General features: G+C 42.3%; 12 protein-coding genes. 6 read left to right on the top strand and 6 right to left on the bottom strand.

Annotation, left to right across the window (positions count from 1 at the left end):
- Positions 1-2,517 (bottom strand): reprolysin-like metallopeptidase (locus BLQ05_RS09905; protein WP_074460128.1); only part of this gene is annotated, 2,517 nt, incomplete at its 3' end.
- A 339-nt stretch (positions 2,518-2,856) separates the two neighbouring features.
- Here BLQ05_RS09905 and BLQ05_RS09900 point away from each other — a divergent pair.
- The 6 genes from BLQ05_RS09900 to BLQ05_RS09875 all read left to right on the top strand — a co-directional run bounded on the left by BLQ05_RS09900 (position 2,857) and on the right by BLQ05_RS09875 (position 8,365).
- Entirely contained in the window at positions 2,857-4,092 is a 1,236-nt protein-coding gene (locus BLQ05_RS09900) for a dicarboxylate/amino acid:cation symporter (protein WP_074460127.1), read from the top strand.
- A gap of 19 nt (positions 4,093-4,111) precedes the next feature.
- Positions 4,112-4,798, top strand: a complete 687-nt coding sequence (locus BLQ05_RS09895; protein ID WP_074460126.1) for a DedA family protein — start codon at positions 4,112-4,114, stop codon at positions 4,796-4,798.
- Between the two features lie 5 nt (positions 4,799-4,803).
- On the top strand, positions 4,804-5,916 hold the full coding sequence (locus BLQ05_RS09890; RefSeq protein WP_074460125.1) for an NAD(P)/FAD-dependent oxidoreductase: 1,113 nt from the start codon (positions 4,804-4,806) through the stop codon (positions 5,914-5,916).
- Positions 5,917-6,672, top strand: a complete 756-nt coding sequence (gene mtgA, locus BLQ05_RS09885; RefSeq protein ID WP_074460124.1) for a monofunctional biosynthetic peptidoglycan transglycosylase — start codon at positions 5,917-5,919, stop codon at positions 6,670-6,672. It abuts the gene before it with no gap.
- Position 6,673: 1 nt separating this feature from the next.
- Positions 6,674-7,489, top strand: coding sequence for an SDR family NAD(P)-dependent oxidoreductase (locus BLQ05_RS09880; protein WP_074460123.1), 816 nt, complete (start codon positions 6,674-6,676; stop codon positions 7,487-7,489).
- 75 nt (positions 7,490-7,564) lie between these two features.
- Complete coding sequence (locus BLQ05_RS09875) at positions 7,565-8,365, top strand: TIGR00266 family protein (protein WP_074460122.1); 801 nt, start codon at positions 7,565-7,567, stop codon at positions 8,363-8,365.
- A gap of 67 nt (positions 8,366-8,432) precedes the next feature.
- Here BLQ05_RS09875 and BLQ05_RS09870 read toward each other — a convergent pair whose 3' ends face one another.
- The 5 genes from BLQ05_RS09870 to BLQ05_RS09845 all read right to left on the bottom strand — a co-directional run bounded on the left by BLQ05_RS09870 (position 8,433) and on the right by BLQ05_RS09845 (position 17,435).
- Positions 8,433-10,517, bottom strand: a complete 2,085-nt coding sequence (locus tag BLQ05_RS09870; protein ID WP_238321139.1) for a prolyl oligopeptidase family serine peptidase — start codon at positions 10,515-10,517, stop codon at positions 8,433-8,435.
- A 131-nt stretch (positions 10,518-10,648) separates the two neighbouring features.
- Positions 10,649-12,853, bottom strand: a complete 2,205-nt coding sequence (locus BLQ05_RS09865; RefSeq protein WP_023576149.1) for a TonB-dependent receptor — start codon at positions 12,851-12,853, stop codon at positions 10,649-10,651.
- A gap of 491 nt (positions 12,854-13,344) precedes the next feature.
- The gene (locus tag BLQ05_RS09855) at positions 13,345-14,334 is read right to left on the bottom strand and encodes an aspartate-semialdehyde dehydrogenase (RefSeq protein WP_023576147.1); all 990 of its coding nucleotides are present in this window, start codon (positions 14,332-14,334) and stop codon (positions 13,345-13,347) included.
- Positions 14,335-14,491: 157 nt separating this feature from the next.
- Positions 14,492-14,917, bottom strand: a complete 426-nt coding sequence (mscL, locus tag BLQ05_RS09850; protein WP_023576146.1) for a large conductance mechanosensitive channel protein MscL — start codon at positions 14,915-14,917, stop codon at positions 14,492-14,494.
- A gap of 82 nt (positions 14,918-14,999) precedes the next feature.
- Positions 15,000-17,435: a bifunctional UDP-N-acetylmuramoyl-tripeptide:D-alanyl-D-alanine ligase/alanine racemase gene (locus BLQ05_RS09845; protein ID WP_023576145.1), complete on the bottom strand. Its 2,436-nt coding sequence runs from the start codon at positions 17,433-17,435 to the stop codon at positions 15,000-15,002.
- Between the last annotated feature and the right edge of the window lies 1 nt (position 17,436).

Genomic DNA, 17,436 nt, shown 5'->3' with positions numbered 1-17,436 from the left:
AGCGTTGCTCCATACCAGTTCTCCTGCATCGTCAAAGTCTTTATCGTTGTTGTAGTCAATCCAAACCGCATAGCCTTCAGGGTAAACAGATCCCGTCCATGTTGGCGTTACTGTAATCGTTGTTGAAGTACCTTTGGTAAGATTTGTGGAAATTGATGTGAAATCAGTATACCCTGTACCTCCTGTAGAAGCATTGTTGATGGTTCCGATTTGTACTCTTCCGATAGATTCATCTGCCACACTGTTTCCTTGTGATGTACAATAAACAGCTGTTGCAGCCAATGTAGTTATGTTCACCGTATTACTTGCAGCAGAAACGTTTCCGGCCGCATCTTTTGCTTTTACAGAGAATGTATACGCTGTTGCCGCTGTTAAACCTGTTACATTATAGGTAGTAGTAGCAACGGTTCCTAATAATGTGGTTCCTCTGTAAACCTCATATCCTGTTACGCCAACATTATCGGTAGCAGCGGTCCAAGACAAGTTGGTAGTTGTAGTGGTAGTTCCTGAAGCGGATAAGCTTGTTGGAGCAGATGGAGCCGTAGTATCTGATGTTCCGGCCGTAATGGTGAAATTCGTATTCGACACATCAAAGAAAATGTGATTCGTACCTTTTACCATGATTCGGTTTTGAGTACCGGGAGTATTCGGAACGGTGATAGCTTGTGTGCCGTCATTTGGTGTTGCGGCCAATAACGTTGACCAGGTAGTACCTCCGTTGGTTGAAATTAAAATGTCAACATTAGCACAGTTTACACCGTTTGCGGTTGTTCCGGCTACGTTCCAGGTAACGGTTTGGGATGAACCACCCGCCCATGAAATCGCCGTATTTGGTGCGCTGACAGCGAATGGTCCTGCAGTTCCGTTTACAGTAACAATCATATCGTCACTATTGTTAGCAGAACCACCGGCTCTGTTATCTCTTACGCTGAATCTGAAATTCAAGTTTCTGGCTACTGAAGGCAAAGCCTCTACAGTGATTTCCGCTCCGGAAGTTGTGGTCGCTCCCGCTAAAATTCGGGACATATTAGGAAAATAACGAACCGGTGAAGTGCTGGGTGCATACGATCTGAAAGTCGGACCGGATGTTTTCGTAGCGCTTGCCGCCGAACTTGCTCCGGTTTGTGCAGAAGACGCATTGTCCATTTGTTCCCAAACATACGTAAGTGCATCCCCGTTAGCGTCTGTTCCTGTTCCTGTTAACATAAACGGAGTGCTTTTCGGGATAGTATAGTCTAAACCGGCACTGGCTGTCGGAACGGAATTTCCGGTTGCCGTATTGGTTTGACACGTTTTGTTTTTGATGTTATTGGTGACCTGTTGGATGCTGGCCGCGTGGAAATAAGCCTCCGAATGCGCCTGAACATCCTGATTGGTAATTCCGGCATAACTCATAATGGTTGAACCACTTCCAGGCTCCACATTAACACCTGTACCTTCATTAGTGTGTGAAAAAGTATGGTTAGCGCCAAATTGGTGTCCTAATTCGTGTGCCACATAATCAATGTCGAAGTTATCCCCTGAAGGAATTCCGTCTCCCGGGGAAGTATAACCACTTCCTTTTTGACCGTTTACACAAACGCATCCGATACACCCTGCATTACCCCCGCCTCCGGAAGCCCCGAATAGGTGACCCACATCATAATTGGATTCTCCGATAACCGAGGTTAAAGTCGATTGCAATTGCGAATTCCAGTTGGACATGGAGGCTGCTGCAGAGTAAGGATCTGTTGATGCGTTGGTGTAAATTACAGCGTCATTATTGGCAATTAAGTTCATGCGAACACCGAAATCTTTTTCAAAAACCCCGTTTACTCGCGTCATGGTGTTGTTAATCGCAGCTAAAGCCAACGCTTTTGTACCGCCAAAATAAGCCGTATATTCTCCGGTTACCGACATCGCCAAACGGAATGTTCTCAAGGTACTGTCGTCTGCATTTGGTCTTAAATTAGCTCCTGAAGCAACAGCGCTTTCGTGTGTAGCATCAAGTACGGTACATTCGAAATGCGAAAGCGATTGGATTTTATCCGCCTTTCTGTAAACGCTGTACGTTTTTAAATCCTGTGAATACGGTTCAATGAATACGGCCGACTGGTCCGCATTAAGTTGCATGGTTTGTAATCCCAGCGGCGAAATGCTGAAGTAGATGGTTGCCGTTGGGTTGTCAATTCCCTGTCCGACATACGATTTGATATCCGGGTAACGTTCTGCCAATCCCGGCTCCATGTTGGAAGCTTCAAAAATTCGGAAGCGTTCCAGTTGGCCTTCTGCGCCCGGAAACGAAACGATAATGTTTGATTTTAAGGAATTAACGCCTCTTTTAGGAGAATGCACTACTGCATTTTTTAATCCGTTGAGATCTAAATCAAACAGATTTTTAGTAGGCAGAATAGCTCCTCTTTGGGTAGTAACAACGTTACTTTTTTTTGAAGAAGCCTTCCAGAACGAGTCTCCGCTTTGCGCGAAAGTGCTACTCGTAAATGCCAATAAAGCAATTGAAAGTAATCTGTACTTCATGGTTTTTTGGTTGTTAATTGATTTTTGGTTGTTAGTTTTTCAGCGCAAATATATTTAACATTTTTATCAAATAAGCAAAAAATTATAACACAAAATGAATTTATGTTAACCATAAGTAAAACATATTACAGATATGGCATTTATTTATTGAACTAAATGAGTGTTTAAAGATTTTTTGTTGTGAAATATGTATTGGGGTATTGTTTTTTTTAACAAAATTTGCACATTTCGTAATTCTTTGTTTTCGAAAGATTTAGAACGCTTTCCGGTTTTTATTAAATAAAGAAAAGGCAGTTTCAAAAAATATGACTATTTTCACGGACTAAAATTAATTTTGAAGTGAAAAACAATAACAATAAACTCTTTATAGCGATTATTGTCGCCTTGCTGCTTGGTGTAATCTTAGGAGGAGTCATACATTATCAGTTTCCGGATGTAAAAGAAGCGTTTGCAAAAAACATAAAATTATTAGGGACTATTTTTATCCGAATGGTTCAGATGATTATTGCTCCTTTGGTTTTCACCACTTTAGTGGTGGGGATTGCCAAAATGGGTGATATGAAAATGGTGGGCCGGGTAGGAGCAAAAGCCATGGCTTGGTTTATCACCGCTTCTTTGATTTCCTTGCTTTTAGGAATGGTATTGGTAAATACACTCGCTCCCGGAAAAGGCACAAACATCAAAATGGAGGATACGTCCTCAGCTTCCGAATTGTTGGAAAAAACCCAATCGTTTTCATTGGAGGAATTCGTAAAACACGTGGTTCCGAAAAGTATTTTTGAAGCCTTCGCCACCAACGAGATTCTGCAAATTGTAATTTTCTCCATTCTTTTCGGTATTGCCCTGTCCACGTTAGGAAAAGAGGGAAAGCCGGTTATCAAATTGTTTGACAGGATTTCTCACGTTGTCCTAAAAATGGTTACCTATATAATGTGGTTGGCTCCTTTAGGCGTTTTCGGAGCAGTAGCCGCTGCAGTTGCTAACTACGGTTTTGAAATTTTCAGTCTGTATGCCAATTATCTTCTTGCATTTGCCATCGGAATTGTCATTCTTTGGATTTTATTACTTTTTGTAGGCTACCTTATTTTAGGGAATCGTCTTTGGACCTTATTGCGAAGAATCAAAAGTCCATTACTGATTGCCTTCTCCACAACCAGCAGCGAAGCGGTTTTCCCAAAAATGGTGGAAGAGTTGGAGCGCTTCGGATGTCAGCCCAGAATCGTATCGTTCACCCTGCCGTTGGGTTATTCGTTTAACCTTGATGGAAGCATGATGTACATGACGTTTGCCAGTATTTTCATTGCTCAGGTATACGGAATCGACATGCCGTTGGACAAACAATTAACCATGCTATTGGTGCTGATGCTAACAAGTAAAGGGGTTGCCGGTGTGCCAAGGGCTTCTTTAATCGTAGTAGTGGCCACCTGTGCGATGTTCGGTATCCCGCCGGAAGGTATTGCGCTGATCTTACCTATCGATCATTTTTGTGATATGGCAAGAAGTATGACAAACGTACTTGGAAATGCTTTGGCAACCAGTGCGGTAGACAAATGGGAAACCCAAAAACAGAATTAATTTTTAAAAACATCCTCAAATGAAGGAAGAATTTCACTGGACGCAGTTATTAAACCCAGAATTTTACATTAATCTTGAAATTGCCGGTCACCATATCGGAATCTATATCGTATTGTTTATCGTCTTTGCTGAAACGGGGCTGTTTGCCGGTTTCTTTTTACCGGGCGACAGCTTGTTATTCCTTTCCGGAATTTACAGCGAGGCGCTTATGAAAGAGTTGGTAGTGATTGAAAATGAGTTTGCCAATGTAACACTATTGGCGACTTTGGTTGCCGTTTCCGGAATCATCGGAAATATTGTAGGCTATTGGTTTGGCGCCAAAAGCGGTCACTATTTGTATTCCAAAGAGGACAATTTCTGGTTCAAGAAAAAATATTTAATACAGTCGCGTTTGTTTTTTGAAAAACACGGCGGAAGAGCCATTATTTTCGCAAGATTCTTACCAATCTTAAGAACGTTTGCACCCATTGTAGCCGGAATTGTTCAGATGGAAAAGAAAAAATTCATGTTTTACAATATCGTGAGTTCATTCTTATGGTCGTACGTACTGATTTTCGCGGGTCATTATTTGTATACTTATCTGAAAAACAATTATGGAATCAATCTGAAAGAGTATATAGAATTGATTATAATCGGAATCATAGTGCTATCGACAGCACCATTAGTGATCAATTCAATCAAAAATAAAATGAAAGCCAGAAAATAAACGTCATGAATGTTAGCTTTTGGGAACTGAAAAATTGGTTTACCAACGTTGATCATACCGTTGTTGGTAGCGGAATTGTGGGGCTTCATACCGCATTGCGCCTTCGTGAACGTTTCCCTGAAAGTAAAATTCTGGTGTTGGAAAAAGGGATTTTACCCGAAGGAGCCAGTACAAAAAATGCCGGTTTTGCCTGTTTTGGAAGTCTTTCGGAAATTATTGAAGACCTCAGGAATTACAACGAAGAGGAAGTACTCCAACTTATTCAAAAGCGTTGGAGCGGCTTGCAGTTATTGCGCAAACGGCTGGGCGATGCCACCATCGATTTTAAGCCTTATGGAGGGTATGAACTCTTTCTGAAAGAGGACGAAAGTACCTATGCCGAGTGTTTGCAGAAATTGCCTTTTGTAAACGAAATTCTCAAACCGCTTTTCCGAACTGATGTTTTTGCGAAAGAAGTCGACCGATTCGATTTTAAAGGCATTCACGAATACCTGATATTCAATCCCTTTGAAGGACAGATCGATACCGGTAACATGATGCAGGCTTTGCTGAAGGAAGCGGTGGCAAATAATATCCTGATTTTAAACCAACAAACCGTAACCGATTTCCACGATACCGGTAACGGGGTTCAGCTTCATACCAACGATTTTACATTTACCTCCAGAAAAGTGCTCTTTGCGACCAACGGTTTCGCCGGTACAATTACGGATGGTGCAGTTCGTCCGGCACGCGCACAGGTTTTGATTACCGAACCGATTCCGAATCTCGATATTAAAGGCACGTTTCACATTGATGGCGGCTATTATTATTTCCGAAATATCGGTGACCGGATTTTGTTCGGTGGCGGAAGAAATCTCGATTTTGAAGGCGAAACCACGTCCGAATTCGGCCTGACCGAAAAAATCCAGAACCGCTTGGAACAATTGCTTTCCGAAGTGATTTTACCAAATCGCGAATATAAGATTGAACATCGTTGGAGCGGTATTATGGGCTTAGGCTCTCATAAAAAACCAATTGTGGAACAGTTGTCCCAAAATGTGTATTGCGGCGTTCGTCTCGGCGGAATGGGCGTAGCCATAGGCAGTTTGGTCGGACAGGAATTAGCAGATTTAGTATAAATGGCAGTAAAAAAAACCGTAAAAAAGCAACCGGCTAAAAAAAGCAATACGCCAAAACGCAGTTTAAGAAGAAGGATAGTTGTCTTTTTTCTCAAATTGTTTTTATGGCTTTTCGGGTTGTCAATCCTATCCGTAATTGTTTTTAAATTCGTTCCGGTACCGTTTACACCCCTTATGATGACACGTGCTTTGGAACAAAGAGAAGCGGGTAAAGAAATGACGTGCAGTCACGATTGGGTGCCGTTGGAAGACATTTCCATGAACCTTCAAAAAGCGGTTGTTGCCAGTGAAGACGGTAACTTTTTAAGACATAACGGCTTCGATTTTAAAGCCTTAGCCAACGCCTACGAGAGCAATCAGAAAGGGAAAAAATTAAAGGGCGGTAGTACGATTTCCCAACAAACGGCCAAAAATGTTTTCCTATGGCAGGGCAGAAGTTACCTGCGTAAAGGATTGGAAGCCTATTTCACGGTGCTTATCGAATTGATTTGGGGCAAAGAACGCATTATGGAAGTGTACCTGAACAGTATCGAAATGGGCAACGGAGTTTACGGAGCACAGGCTGCCGCCGAACATTGGTACCGAAAAGACGCTAAGGATTTAACGAAATATGAGGCCGCCGGAATTGCGGCGATTTTGCCGAATCCAAGAAAATACAAAGCGTCCAATTCGTCGTCTTATATTAACAGAAGAAAAGATAAAATTGTGCGCATCATGCGTCACGTTGGTAAAATTGACTACAACAAATCGGAATGACATGAAAACGGTATTGATTACAGGCGCTTCAAGCGGTATCGGTAAAGAAACTGCGAAATATTTTTCCCAAAACGGCTGGCATGTCATTGCAACCATGACCTGTTTCGATCATGGCAAAGAGGTGGTGGCACTTCCCAATGTAAGCAGTTATTTGTTGGACGTAACCTCCACCGAAAGCATTGAAAACGCGAAGGCGAAAATTCTGAAAAACCATAAAACTGTAGATGCGGTCATCAACAATGCCGGAATCGGTTACCGAAGTTTTGTGGAACTTTCCGAAGATGAAAAAATCCAACATATCGTTGATGTCAACTGGTTGGGTGTCGTGAAAATCTGCCGCGCTTTTATTCCGGTTTTTAGAGCACAGCAACACGGACAGTTCATCAATATCTCTTCCATTGCCGGATTGGTGAATTTGCCTTTGGGCAGCTTTTACCATTCGACAAAAAAAGCGGTGGAAAGTTTCTCGGAATGCATGTCGTATGAGTTATTGGAATTCAACATCAGTGTAAGTACGGTTCAGTTCGGAAACGCACCAACGGCTTTCCAGAGTCACGTGGTCAAATCCGAACCTTCAGCCATTCCTTCCTACGACCGAATGATGAAAAAAATCACGGACATTCTTCATAAAAAAACCAAAAAGAATACCAATCTTACCCCTGAAATTACCAAAACCTTATTTGAGATTGCCAACAATCCGTGTAAAAATTTTACCCGTTACACCATAGGTTTCGATGCCAATGCGATGCGATTGCTTCGTTCCAAATTAGGTTACAGATTATTCAATCACGTCATCCGAAAATCGGTTTTGGGGTAATATTTTCGCTTTTTCCCTTTGTAACATCTTGTTGTTTGCTGCGTCTAATGGGTATAATCAAAAAACCAAACAATCATGCAGGCACACGAAATCGATTACCATATTTATGGTGAGGAAATGCAATATGTAGAAATAGAACTGGATCCGCAGGAAGTGGTCATTGCCGAAGCCGGCAGTTTCATGATGATGGACAACGGCATCAAGATGGAAACCATTTTTGGTGATGGTTCCGGACAGCAACAAGGCCTTTTCGGGAAATTACTGACAGCCGGAAAACGTGTTTTGACCGGTGAAAGTTTATTCATGACAGCGTATATGAATCAGGACGCAGGAAAACGTAAAGTTTCCTTTGCTTCCCCTTATCCGGGAAAAATTGTTCCGATTGACTTAACCAAATACCAAGGAAAATTCATCTGTCAGAAAGATTCGTTCTTATGTGCGGCCAAAGGGGTTTCCGTAGGCATCGAGTTCTCCCGTAAATTGGGCCGTGGCTTATTCGGTGGGGAAGGATTCATTATGCAGAAAATCGAAGGTGACGGTATGGCATTTGTACACTCAGGCGGAACTTTGGCGCGTAAAGAATTGCAACCCGGAGAAGTGTTGAAAGTGGATACGGGTTGTATCGTAGGATTCACCAAAGATGTCGATTACGATATCGAATTCATCGGTGGTATCAAAAATTCTGTTTTTGGAGGGGAAGGGTTGTTTTATGCGACCTTACGCGGACCCGGAATCGTGTACATCCAATCATTACCTTTCAGCCGTTTGGCCGACAGAATAATCGCATCTGCACCGAAAGCAGGCGGAAGCGGTAGAGACGAAGGCAGTTTGTTGGGCGGTTTGGGAAGAATGATTGACGGGGATAATCGTTTTTAAGGAATCCTAAATAAATAAAAAAAGCGTTCGCCTAGGCGAACGCTTTTTTTGTTAGAAGTAAATCAGATTATTTTTTAACCTCTGGCAATTTTGTAATCCCCATATTGAATAAGGTAAACGCCTGCATGTCCACATTTTCCTGAATCGTAGCCGCTACCGATTTTCCTGCTCCGTGACCCGCATTAATATCAATACGAATCAAAGTCGGATTGTTTCCGAATTGTTTGTCCTGCAATTCGGCAGCAAATTTAAAGCTGTGTGCCGGCACTACGCGGTCATCGTGATCACCCGTAGTAACCATAGTTGCCGGATACTGCGTTCCTTTCTTAACATTGTGCACCGGAGAATACCCTTTGATGTAGTTAAACATTGCCTCCGATTCTTCCGAAGTGCCGTAATCGTAAGCCCAACCAGCTCCTGCAGTAAATGTGTGGTAACGCAACATGTCCAAAACACCCACCGCCGGTAAAGCCACTTTCATTAAATCGGGACGTTGGGTCATCGTGGCGCCAACCAGTAATCCGCCATTGGAGCCGCCTTTTACCGCTAAATAATCGGAAGAGGTGTATTTCTCTTTGATTAAGTATTCCGCAGCAGCGATGAAATCGTCAAACACATTTTGTTTCTGCATTTTTGTTCCGGCATCATGCCATTTTTTACCGTATTCGCCACCACCACGTAAATTCGGAACCGCGTAAATTCCTCCGTTTTCCATCCAAATCGCATTGGCAATGCTGAAAGCTGGAGTTAAACTCACATTAAACCCTCCGTAACCGTATAACATCGTTGGATTTTTACCATCCAGTTTCAATCCTTTTTTGTGGGTAATGATCATCGGGATTTTGGTCCCGTCTTTCGAAGTATAGAAAACCTGTTTGGAAACATAATTCTCCCCGTTGAAATCCACTTTCGGTTTTTCGTAAACGGCAGAACTTCCCGCTTTCGGTTCAAACGAATAAATGGTTCCCGGGGTGATGTAATTGGTAAACGAATAATACAGTGTTTTTTCGTCTTTTTTTCCACCAAAACCACCTGCAGTGCCAACACCCGGCAACGTGATTTCGCGAACCAGTTTCCCGCTGTAATCGTATTGTTTCACAACGGAAACCGCATCTTTCATGTAATTAGCGAAGAAATAGCCGCTTCCGGTGGAAGGCGATAACACGTTTTCAGTCTCGGGAATAAACGGTTGCCAGTTTTCCGGTTTCGGATTCGAAAAGTCGGTCGTTACTATTTTTTTATTCGGTGCATTGAAATCCGTTACAATGAATAGTTTTTTACCTTCGTTTTCAATGATGTAACTCGATGTATTGAAGTGGTCCAAAATGGTGACAATCGGACTGTTTTCTTTAGTCAGGTCCTTAATGTACAACTCGTTTCCGTAAGTCGAATTCGCCGCCGTAATCACCAGATAATTGTCGTCTTCGGTAACGCTTCCGCCCACGTACCTTCTTTTTTGGTCCACGCCGAAAATAACCTTGTCGTCTTTCTGCGCGGTGCCTAATTTATGGTAATACAACTTATGCTGATCGGTTTTTGCCGATAATTCGCTTCCTTTCGGTTTGTCGTAGCTCGAATAATAGAAACCCTCATTGCCTTTCCAGGAAACGCCGCTGAATTTCACATCGACAATAGTGTCTTCAATCACTTTTTTGGTAACCGCATCCATGATAATCACTTTGCGCCAGTCGCTGCCGCCTTCGGAAATGGCATAGGCTACTTTGGAACCGTCTTTGGAGAAATCCAGTCCACCCAATGAAGTGGTTCCGTCTTTGGAAAACGTATTCGGGTCCAAAAAGATTTCCTCTTTTCCCGAAGCATCTTTTCGGTACAAAACCGACTGGTTCTGCAAGCCGTTGTTTTTATAATAATAGGTATAGTTTCCTTCTTTGAAAGGCGCTGAAATTTTCTCGTAGTTCCACAGTTTTTCCATACGGGCTTTTATGGCATCACGAAACGGAATCTGTTTCAGATAGCCATAAGTGACTTCGTTTTGCGCTTTAACCCAGGCGCCGGTTTCAGCAGAACGGTCGTCTTCGAGCAATCGGTAAGGATCGTTGATTTTAGTACCGAAATAGGTGTCGGTATGTTCGATTTTTTTGGTCTCGGGATATTTGATTTTCCCTACGTTTTTTGGCGCTTGTGCATTCATGGTTAAACTACAGATTACGGCAGTTGTGATTACAATATTTCTCATGCGTTGTTTTTTGATTTCTCAAATATAAGTATTCTGCAACTTCAAATGTGTTAAAAAAAAGCTATCGGTTAGGATAGCTTTTTGTGTTAAAAATTGAAATTCAGACCCAAAATGATGTTTCTTCCGATGTTTGGAATGCCATCGGTTTTTAATCGGGACAAATGCGGAACATAGGTTTTGTTCAACAGGTTGTTGGCATTAAGTGAAAGATCGAACTTGGCTTTTCCAACGTTGATGTTTCCGCCAAAACCTAAATTCAACAGTGTGTAATCGTTCGATGTTGTTTCAAACGCACTGTTGTTGTTCTGCTTCAGAATATAATCCAGATTCACCAAGGCATATCCTTTTTGGAACCATTGCTGAATATTGAATTCCGTGCGAATCGTGTTTGAAAATTTGTTTGCCGGTATCAGCGGTAAATACTCGCCAGTGTCTTTTTTACCGGTCACGTTTTCAAAACTGCTCACAAAATGCAGCCAATCCAAAGGATGTGGATGATAGTGAATGCCGATTTCTCCACCGTAAAGTGCGGCATTGTCCTGAACGTAATCATACACGTTGTTACCGTCTATTTCTGCACCATTAGGGGAGATGAAAATATAATTGTTTACGTGATTGTAAAATCCGTTGACGAAAAATTCGAAATGGGCATTGCCATATTCCAGATTCAGATCGGTTTGAATATTCTGCTCGTTTTTTAAATCGGCGTTCCCGATTTCATACCGGTTGCTGCCTTCGTGGACCCCATTGGAAGTCAGCTCGGCCAAATTTGGCGCACGAAACCCCGAAGCGATATTCAAACGAAGTGTCAGCTTATCACGCAATTTGGTTTTATATCCCAACGATGTATTAAAGCTTTCGAAAGTTCTGTCGATGGCTTTAAAGTAGCCTTCCTCACCCACGATTCCGTGGGTTTCGGTATTTATTTTTCGGGCATCATAACGGATTCCGGCCTGAAAAGTATGCGATTTCCATTCGTAATTGGAAGTCAGCAAAACACCAATATCATTAGTGGAAGCGTCGGGAATCAGCAGTTCTTCGCCATTGTTTTTATTGGTCTGATGTAATCCCTGAACTCCCAATATGGTCTCCAGATTTCCGGATTTTGGAAGATAGTATTTTATGTTATAACTCGCTGTTTTCAGTTTCATGTGCAGCGCGACTTCATCAACGGCTTCCAGTTCTTTTCGGTTGTTGAAAGTGTATCCCAAATCGGCTTCCAGTTTTGAATTTCGGAAGAAAAATTTCTGGTGCAGACTCAGCATGTGATTGTCGATGTCCTGTTTCGGATACAAAGGCGTTCGGAAATTGGTGTTCTCAAGATCTTCTTCGGGTAAACCGATATTCAGATTGTTGTAATTGTATCGGAATTCCGAATTGTAATAGGTGTCCGAATAGCCAATGCCAATTTTATAATCTTTTTCGATAAAACGGGTGTTGATGACTTTTTCGCCGGACGGAATTTCATAATCCGCGTGTGTCGAATAACTGCCCCGCGTCAGGAATTTCCAATGGTCTGACGAAGTTTTAAGACCTAACGACGTGTTGCTTCCCTGCGTGTTGGAGAACAGTTTCTGGTTGAAGTTTCCTGAAAACGTATTGGCTTTGGCAAATTTTTCGGGATTAAAATACAACACACCACCCAAGGCATCGGAACCGTAAAGCAACGAGGCCGGGCCTTTAATTACTTCCACACTTTCCACACCAGCGTCGCTCATACCCAAGCCATGTTCTTCACCAAACTGTTGGTTTTCCATACGAATGCCTTGCGAATACACCAAAACGCGGTTACCGCTCAGTCCGCGAATTACCGGTTTACCGATGGAGGTTCCGGTAGAAATTTGTGACACGCCGGGAATGGTAGCTAAGCCTTCCGCTAAAGTAGCCGCGCCTTTTTGTTGTAAATCCTTAACCGATTGGTGTTCCACTTTCATTACGTTTTGCGATTGCAGTTTGTTGAAAACCGTGGAAATTATCACCTCGTCCATGTGGGTGGACGTTTCTTCCAAAAGGGTATTCAGTCGCGTTTCTTTTTGATTGAGTGTAATGATTAGGGTTTTATTGGCATAACCAATAGACGAAAAAGTGATGCTGAAATTTCCGTTGGGTAAATTGTTGAAAGTGTATGTTCCGTTCGTATCGGTAATGGTTTCCTTGTGCAGTTCCGGAATAGAAACCGTTACACTTTCTATAGGTTTGTTGTGATGGTCTGAAACCGTACCAATGAGGGTGTTTTGCCCGAAAGCAACTATCGAAAACCCTATGAATAGGGTCGTTAAAAATAATTTCATGTGATTATGATTGAATTATTGTATAAGAATTTGTGCCGAATAGTTCGGCAGTAGTACATTATCCAATAAAACTAGGAGGACCCCGGAGCGGGATGAAATGGCCCGAAAAGACAAGAGGTTTTTCGGTAATTGAAAAAGGCAGTTTTTCCGTTATTGTAGTTTTGAAAAAACCGAAGGAAAAAAACTGTACGGGAATGTAATTGCTAAACGAAAAGTCACAGGTAAAACAATCGTCAAATTCATGATGACTGTGGGAGAATTCAGTTTTGGATGAATTGTATTTGTGGTCGCAATGTTTTTCGGTGAACTGCTCTGCCAAATGCTCATAGGAATGCGCTGATTGAAACAATATGGCGAACAATATTGTAATCAGTAACGAAAGGCTGAGATGTTGCAGTTTCTTATTCATCCGATGCAAAGATAGTAAACCCAAAAGAAAATCCGTTTCACTTTTACATCAAACGGATTTCTTAAGTTATTTTTTATTGGAATTATACCAATTTGTTCTCCACAAGATATTCGGCAATCTGTACCGCATTGGTAGCGGCGCCTTTTCTTAAATTGTCGGCCACAATCCACATGTTTAGGGTGTTGGGCTGACTTTCATCACGGCGAATTCTTCCTACGAAAACATCGTCTTTGCCTTGCGCGTAAATCGGCATTGGGTAGGTTTTGGTGTCCAAGTTATCCTGAACCGTAACTCCCGGAGTATGGTGTAAAATGGAACGTACTTCGTTCACGTCGAAATCGTTTTCGAACTGCACGTTTACCGCTTCACTGTGTCCGCCCACAACCGGAATTCGGATGGCTGTTGCCGTAACCGCGATGGTTTTATCTTCAAGAATTTTTTGCGTTTCACGAACCAGTTTCATTTCTTCTTTGGTGTATCCGTTTTCTTCGAACGAATCGCATTGCGGAATCGCGTTACGGTGAATCGGGTAAGGATACGCCATTTCGCCTTTAATTCCGGCATATTCGTTTTCCAATTGCTGTACGGCTTTCACTCCCGTTCCGGTGATGGATTGGTAGGTGGAAACCACGATGCGTTTGATGTCGTATTTTTTATGTAGCGGTGCCAACGCCATCACCATCTGAATAGTCGAACAGTTTGGGTTGGCAATGATTTTGTCGTCTTTGGTTAAAACCGAGGCATTGATTTCCGGAACCACTAATTTTTTAGTCGGATCCATTCGCCAGGCTGAAGAATTATCGATAACTGTCGTACCCGCTGCTGCAAATTTAGGAGCCCATTCTTTGGAAGTGTCACCACCCGCAGAAAATACAGCGATATCGGCTTTCATGTCGACGGCAGTTTGCATGCCTACCACCTTATATTTGTTTCCTTTGAATTCAATTTCTTTTCCAACAGATCTTTCGGAGGCTACGGGAATTAATTCCGTAATGGGGAAATTTCTTTCCGCTAAAACCTGAAGCATTACTTCGCCCACCATTCCGGTGGCTCCAACAACGGCTACTTTCATTTTAATGTGTGTGTTTTTTAGATTTATTTAGTACCACAAAAGTAAATAATAAAGCTGTTAAAAAATGATAAAAAAAAGGATCTCAAGAATTATTTATAAAACAGAAAAACCATTCGCCGCAACGAATGGTTTAAGTTAGAATATGTTGTGTAGCGGATTATTTTTTCAGTAAATCGCGAATTTCACCTAACAATTCCTCTTGTGTCGGACCTGAAGGCGCCGGTTCCGGTTCCGGTTTTTTCATTTTATTCATCGCTTTGATAATCATGAACATAACAAAAGCAACGATAATGAAATCAATCAAAGCGGTAAGGAAAGCGCCCCACTCGATTGCCACTTCAGCAACTGCCGGTGTTACAACGGTGCCTGCGGCATCTTTAACTTCGGCAATACCGTCTTTAACGATTAACTTTTTGTCGTTAAGGTCGATACCTCCCATGATTAATCCGATGATTGGCGCAAACATTTTTTCAACGAAAGCGGTAACTACTTTACCAAATGCTCCCCCCATTACAAATGCAATTGCCATGTCAACCAGGTTGCCTTTCATGGCGAACTCCTTAAATTCTGAAATAAATCCCATAGAATATGATTTTAGTTAAACTCGTTTAACACTAAATTAGTAAAATTTAGGTTACAATTTAACATTGTAATAAAAAAAATGCTTATTCCTTGTAGAAAACACGTTTTACCCTATGGGAAATACTGGTCAGAATCTCATAGGCGATGGTGCCTACCACTTCCGCCAGTTCGGTAACGCGGGGTGATTTTCCGAAAACGATTACGGTATCCCCTTCACGGCAATCAATGTTTGTGACGTCAATCATGAGCATGTCCATGCAAATGTTGCCCACAATGCGCGCTTTCTGGTGGTTCACCACGACATAGCCTTTCTCATTGCCCCAACTTCTCGGAATACCGTCTGCATAGCCTATCGGAATAGTGGCGGTTTGGGTGGGAATAGTGGCTCTAAATTTTCGACTGTAGCCCACGCTTTCTCCCACGGCTACGTCTTTTATCTGAAGAATAATGGTTTTGAGCGTCCCGACATTTTCTAAATGTTTCGTTTCTTCCGGATCGTTGCCAACGCCGTACAACCCAATGCCCAAGCGCACCATGTCAAACTGATGCTCCGCAAAACTATAAATGCCGGAAGTGTTTAAAATATGTCGGATAGGAGCAATGCTTAATTCTTTCAATAGTACTGACGACATCGAATCAAATTTTTGAATCTGTTCCAATGTAAAATCACGGAATTCCGGAACGTCACTCGACGATAAATGCGAGAAAATGCTTTTTACCGCAACAAAGTTGTTGTTTTTCAGTAAGCCGACAAGTTCGTTCAGGTCTTTTTCTTCGAAACCCAAACGGTGCATGCCGGTGTCGAGTTTCAGGTGAATCGGATAATCGGATAAATTTTTCTGTTGTGCCAAAACAATGAATTTCTTCAGTACGGCAGCCGAATAAATTTCCGGTTCCAGATTATATGTCACCATGGCAGAAAACGCCGTGTTTTCCGGATTCATTACAATAATCGGCATTGTGATTCCGGCGTTACGGAGTGCAATACCTTCATCGGCGAAAGCTACACCCAGATAATCCACTTTATGATGCGCCAACAATTTTGCAATTTCGAAACTGCCACTTCCGTAACCGAAGGCTTTGACCATAACCATCATTTTGGTGGTGGGTTTTAGTTTCGATTTGTAAAAATTCAGGTTGTGACTGATGGCGTTCAGATTGATTTCCAAAACTGTTTCATGGGTTTTCTCTTCCAAAACCACCACGATTTCCTCAAACTGAAAACTACGCGCCCCTTTAATCAGAATCGTTTCGTTGGAAAAATGATCGCTGTTGAATTGGAATAAAAATTCCTGGGTAGTGGCAAAGGCTTTGAAATTCGGATAGTCTTTTAAATAGGTTCCGATGCTTTCGCCAATCCCAATTACCGTGTCGATTTTGTTATGGGTCAGCAATCGGAATACTTTTGCATACAATTCTTCCATGGGAAAACCGCTCTGAAAAATATCCGAAAGAATCACCGTTTTCTTTTTATGGGTCTTGTGTTGTTCCAGAAAGTCCAACGCGATTTTCAGCGATTGGTAATCGGAACTGTAACTGTCGTCAATTATGGTGCAGTTGTTGTTGCCGTTTTTCACCTGTAAGCGCATTTCCACCGGGTACAGATTGGCGATGCGTTCCTGTATCGTTTTTTCATCGTAACCGAAATGCAGCATTACCATCAAGCAGGTAATGGTGTTTTCTTCGGAGGCTTTGTCATGAAACGGAATTGCTACCGAAAAACGTTTGTCTTTCTGCTGAATTTCCAGCGTGGAACTTCCTTTTTTCGAAATTAAAACCGCTGCGGTAGCATCGTCATAGCTCCAGGAAAACGTTTTAACAGATGGCGGTAAAAGCGCTTCTATTTTTTCGTTTTTCTGAAGAATCACCACTTCGGCATGCTGAAACAGTTTGAGTTTTTCGATGATTTTTTCTGCTTCGGAAGCAAAACCTTCGTTGTGTGCCGAACCGATATTGGTTAAAACGCCAAGGGTGGGCTGAATGATTTTTTCCAGCTTTTCCATCTCGCCCACCAGGGAAATACCGGCCTCGAAAATACCGAGGTTGTGTCGTTCGTTAATCCCGATGACTGAAAGGGGAACTCCTACCTGCGAATTATAACTTTTCGGACTTCGGATAACATTGTATTCGGGACTTAACAGGAAATTCAGCCATTCTTTTACGATGGTTTTTCCGTTGCTTCCCGTGATTCCTATGACAGGGAAATCAAATTGTTTGCGGTAAAAAGCGGCAAATTGCTGTAGGGCTTCGAGCGTATTTTCCACCAAAAGAAAATTGGCTTTACCGTCCATTTTATAAGGAATGTGGCTGACCACAAAATGCTGTACGCCTTTTTCAAGCAACTCGGCGATGTAGTGATGTCCGTCGTGATGCTGTCCCACCAAGGCGAAAAATAAGGTGCTGTTGTTGTTTTGTAGCGAACGGCTGTCGATGGAAACGTTGTCAATGACACGGGTTTCGTCAATCCCTAACCATTTGGCGTGAATGACCGGGACAATATTTTTTAGGGATAAACTCAAA

It is taken from the genome of Flavobacterium saliperosum, assembly GCF_900100625.1.
Lineage (GTDB): Bacteria > Bacteroidota > Bacteroidia > Flavobacteriales > Flavobacteriaceae > Flavobacterium > Flavobacterium saliperosum.
The sequence above is the reverse complement of the archived record's forward strand: the minus strand, read 5'-3'. Positions and strand labels throughout refer to the sequence as shown.

Excerpts from the sequence above, each read along its gene's own strand:
- BLQ05_RS09895 (WP_074460126.1), top strand. The coding sequence starts at position 4,112 with ATGAAGGAAGAATTTCACTGGACGCAGTTATTAAACCCAGAATTTTAC.
- BLQ05_RS09890 (WP_074460125.1), top strand. The coding sequence starts at position 4,804 with ATGAATGTTAGCTTTTGGGAACTGAAAAATTGGTTTACCAACGTTGAT.
- mtgA (WP_074460124.1), top strand. The coding sequence starts at position 5,917 with ATGGCAGTAAAAAAAACCGTAAAAAAGCAACCGGCTAAAAAAAGCAAT.
- BLQ05_RS09880 (WP_074460123.1), top strand. The coding sequence starts at position 6,674 with ATGAAAACGGTATTGATTACAGGCGCTTCAAGCGGTATCGGTAAAGAA.
- BLQ05_RS09875 (WP_074460122.1), top strand. The coding sequence starts at position 7,565 with ATGCAGGCACACGAAATCGATTACCATATTTATGGTGAGGAAATGCAA.
- BLQ05_RS09870 (WP_238321139.1), bottom strand. The coding sequence starts at position 10,517 with ATGAATGCACAAGCGCCAAAAAACGTAGGGAAAATCAAATATCCCGAG.
- BLQ05_RS09865 (WP_023576149.1), bottom strand. The coding sequence starts at position 12,853 with ATGAAATTATTTTTAACGACCCTATTCATAGGGTTTTCGATAGTTGCT.
- BLQ05_RS09855 (WP_023576147.1), bottom strand. The coding sequence starts at position 14,334 with ATGAAAGTAGCCGTTGTTGGAGCCACCGGAATGGTGGGCGAAGTAATG.
- mscL (WP_023576146.1), bottom strand. The coding sequence starts at position 14,917 with ATGGGATTTATTTCAGAATTTAAGGAGTTCGCCATGAAAGGCAACCTG.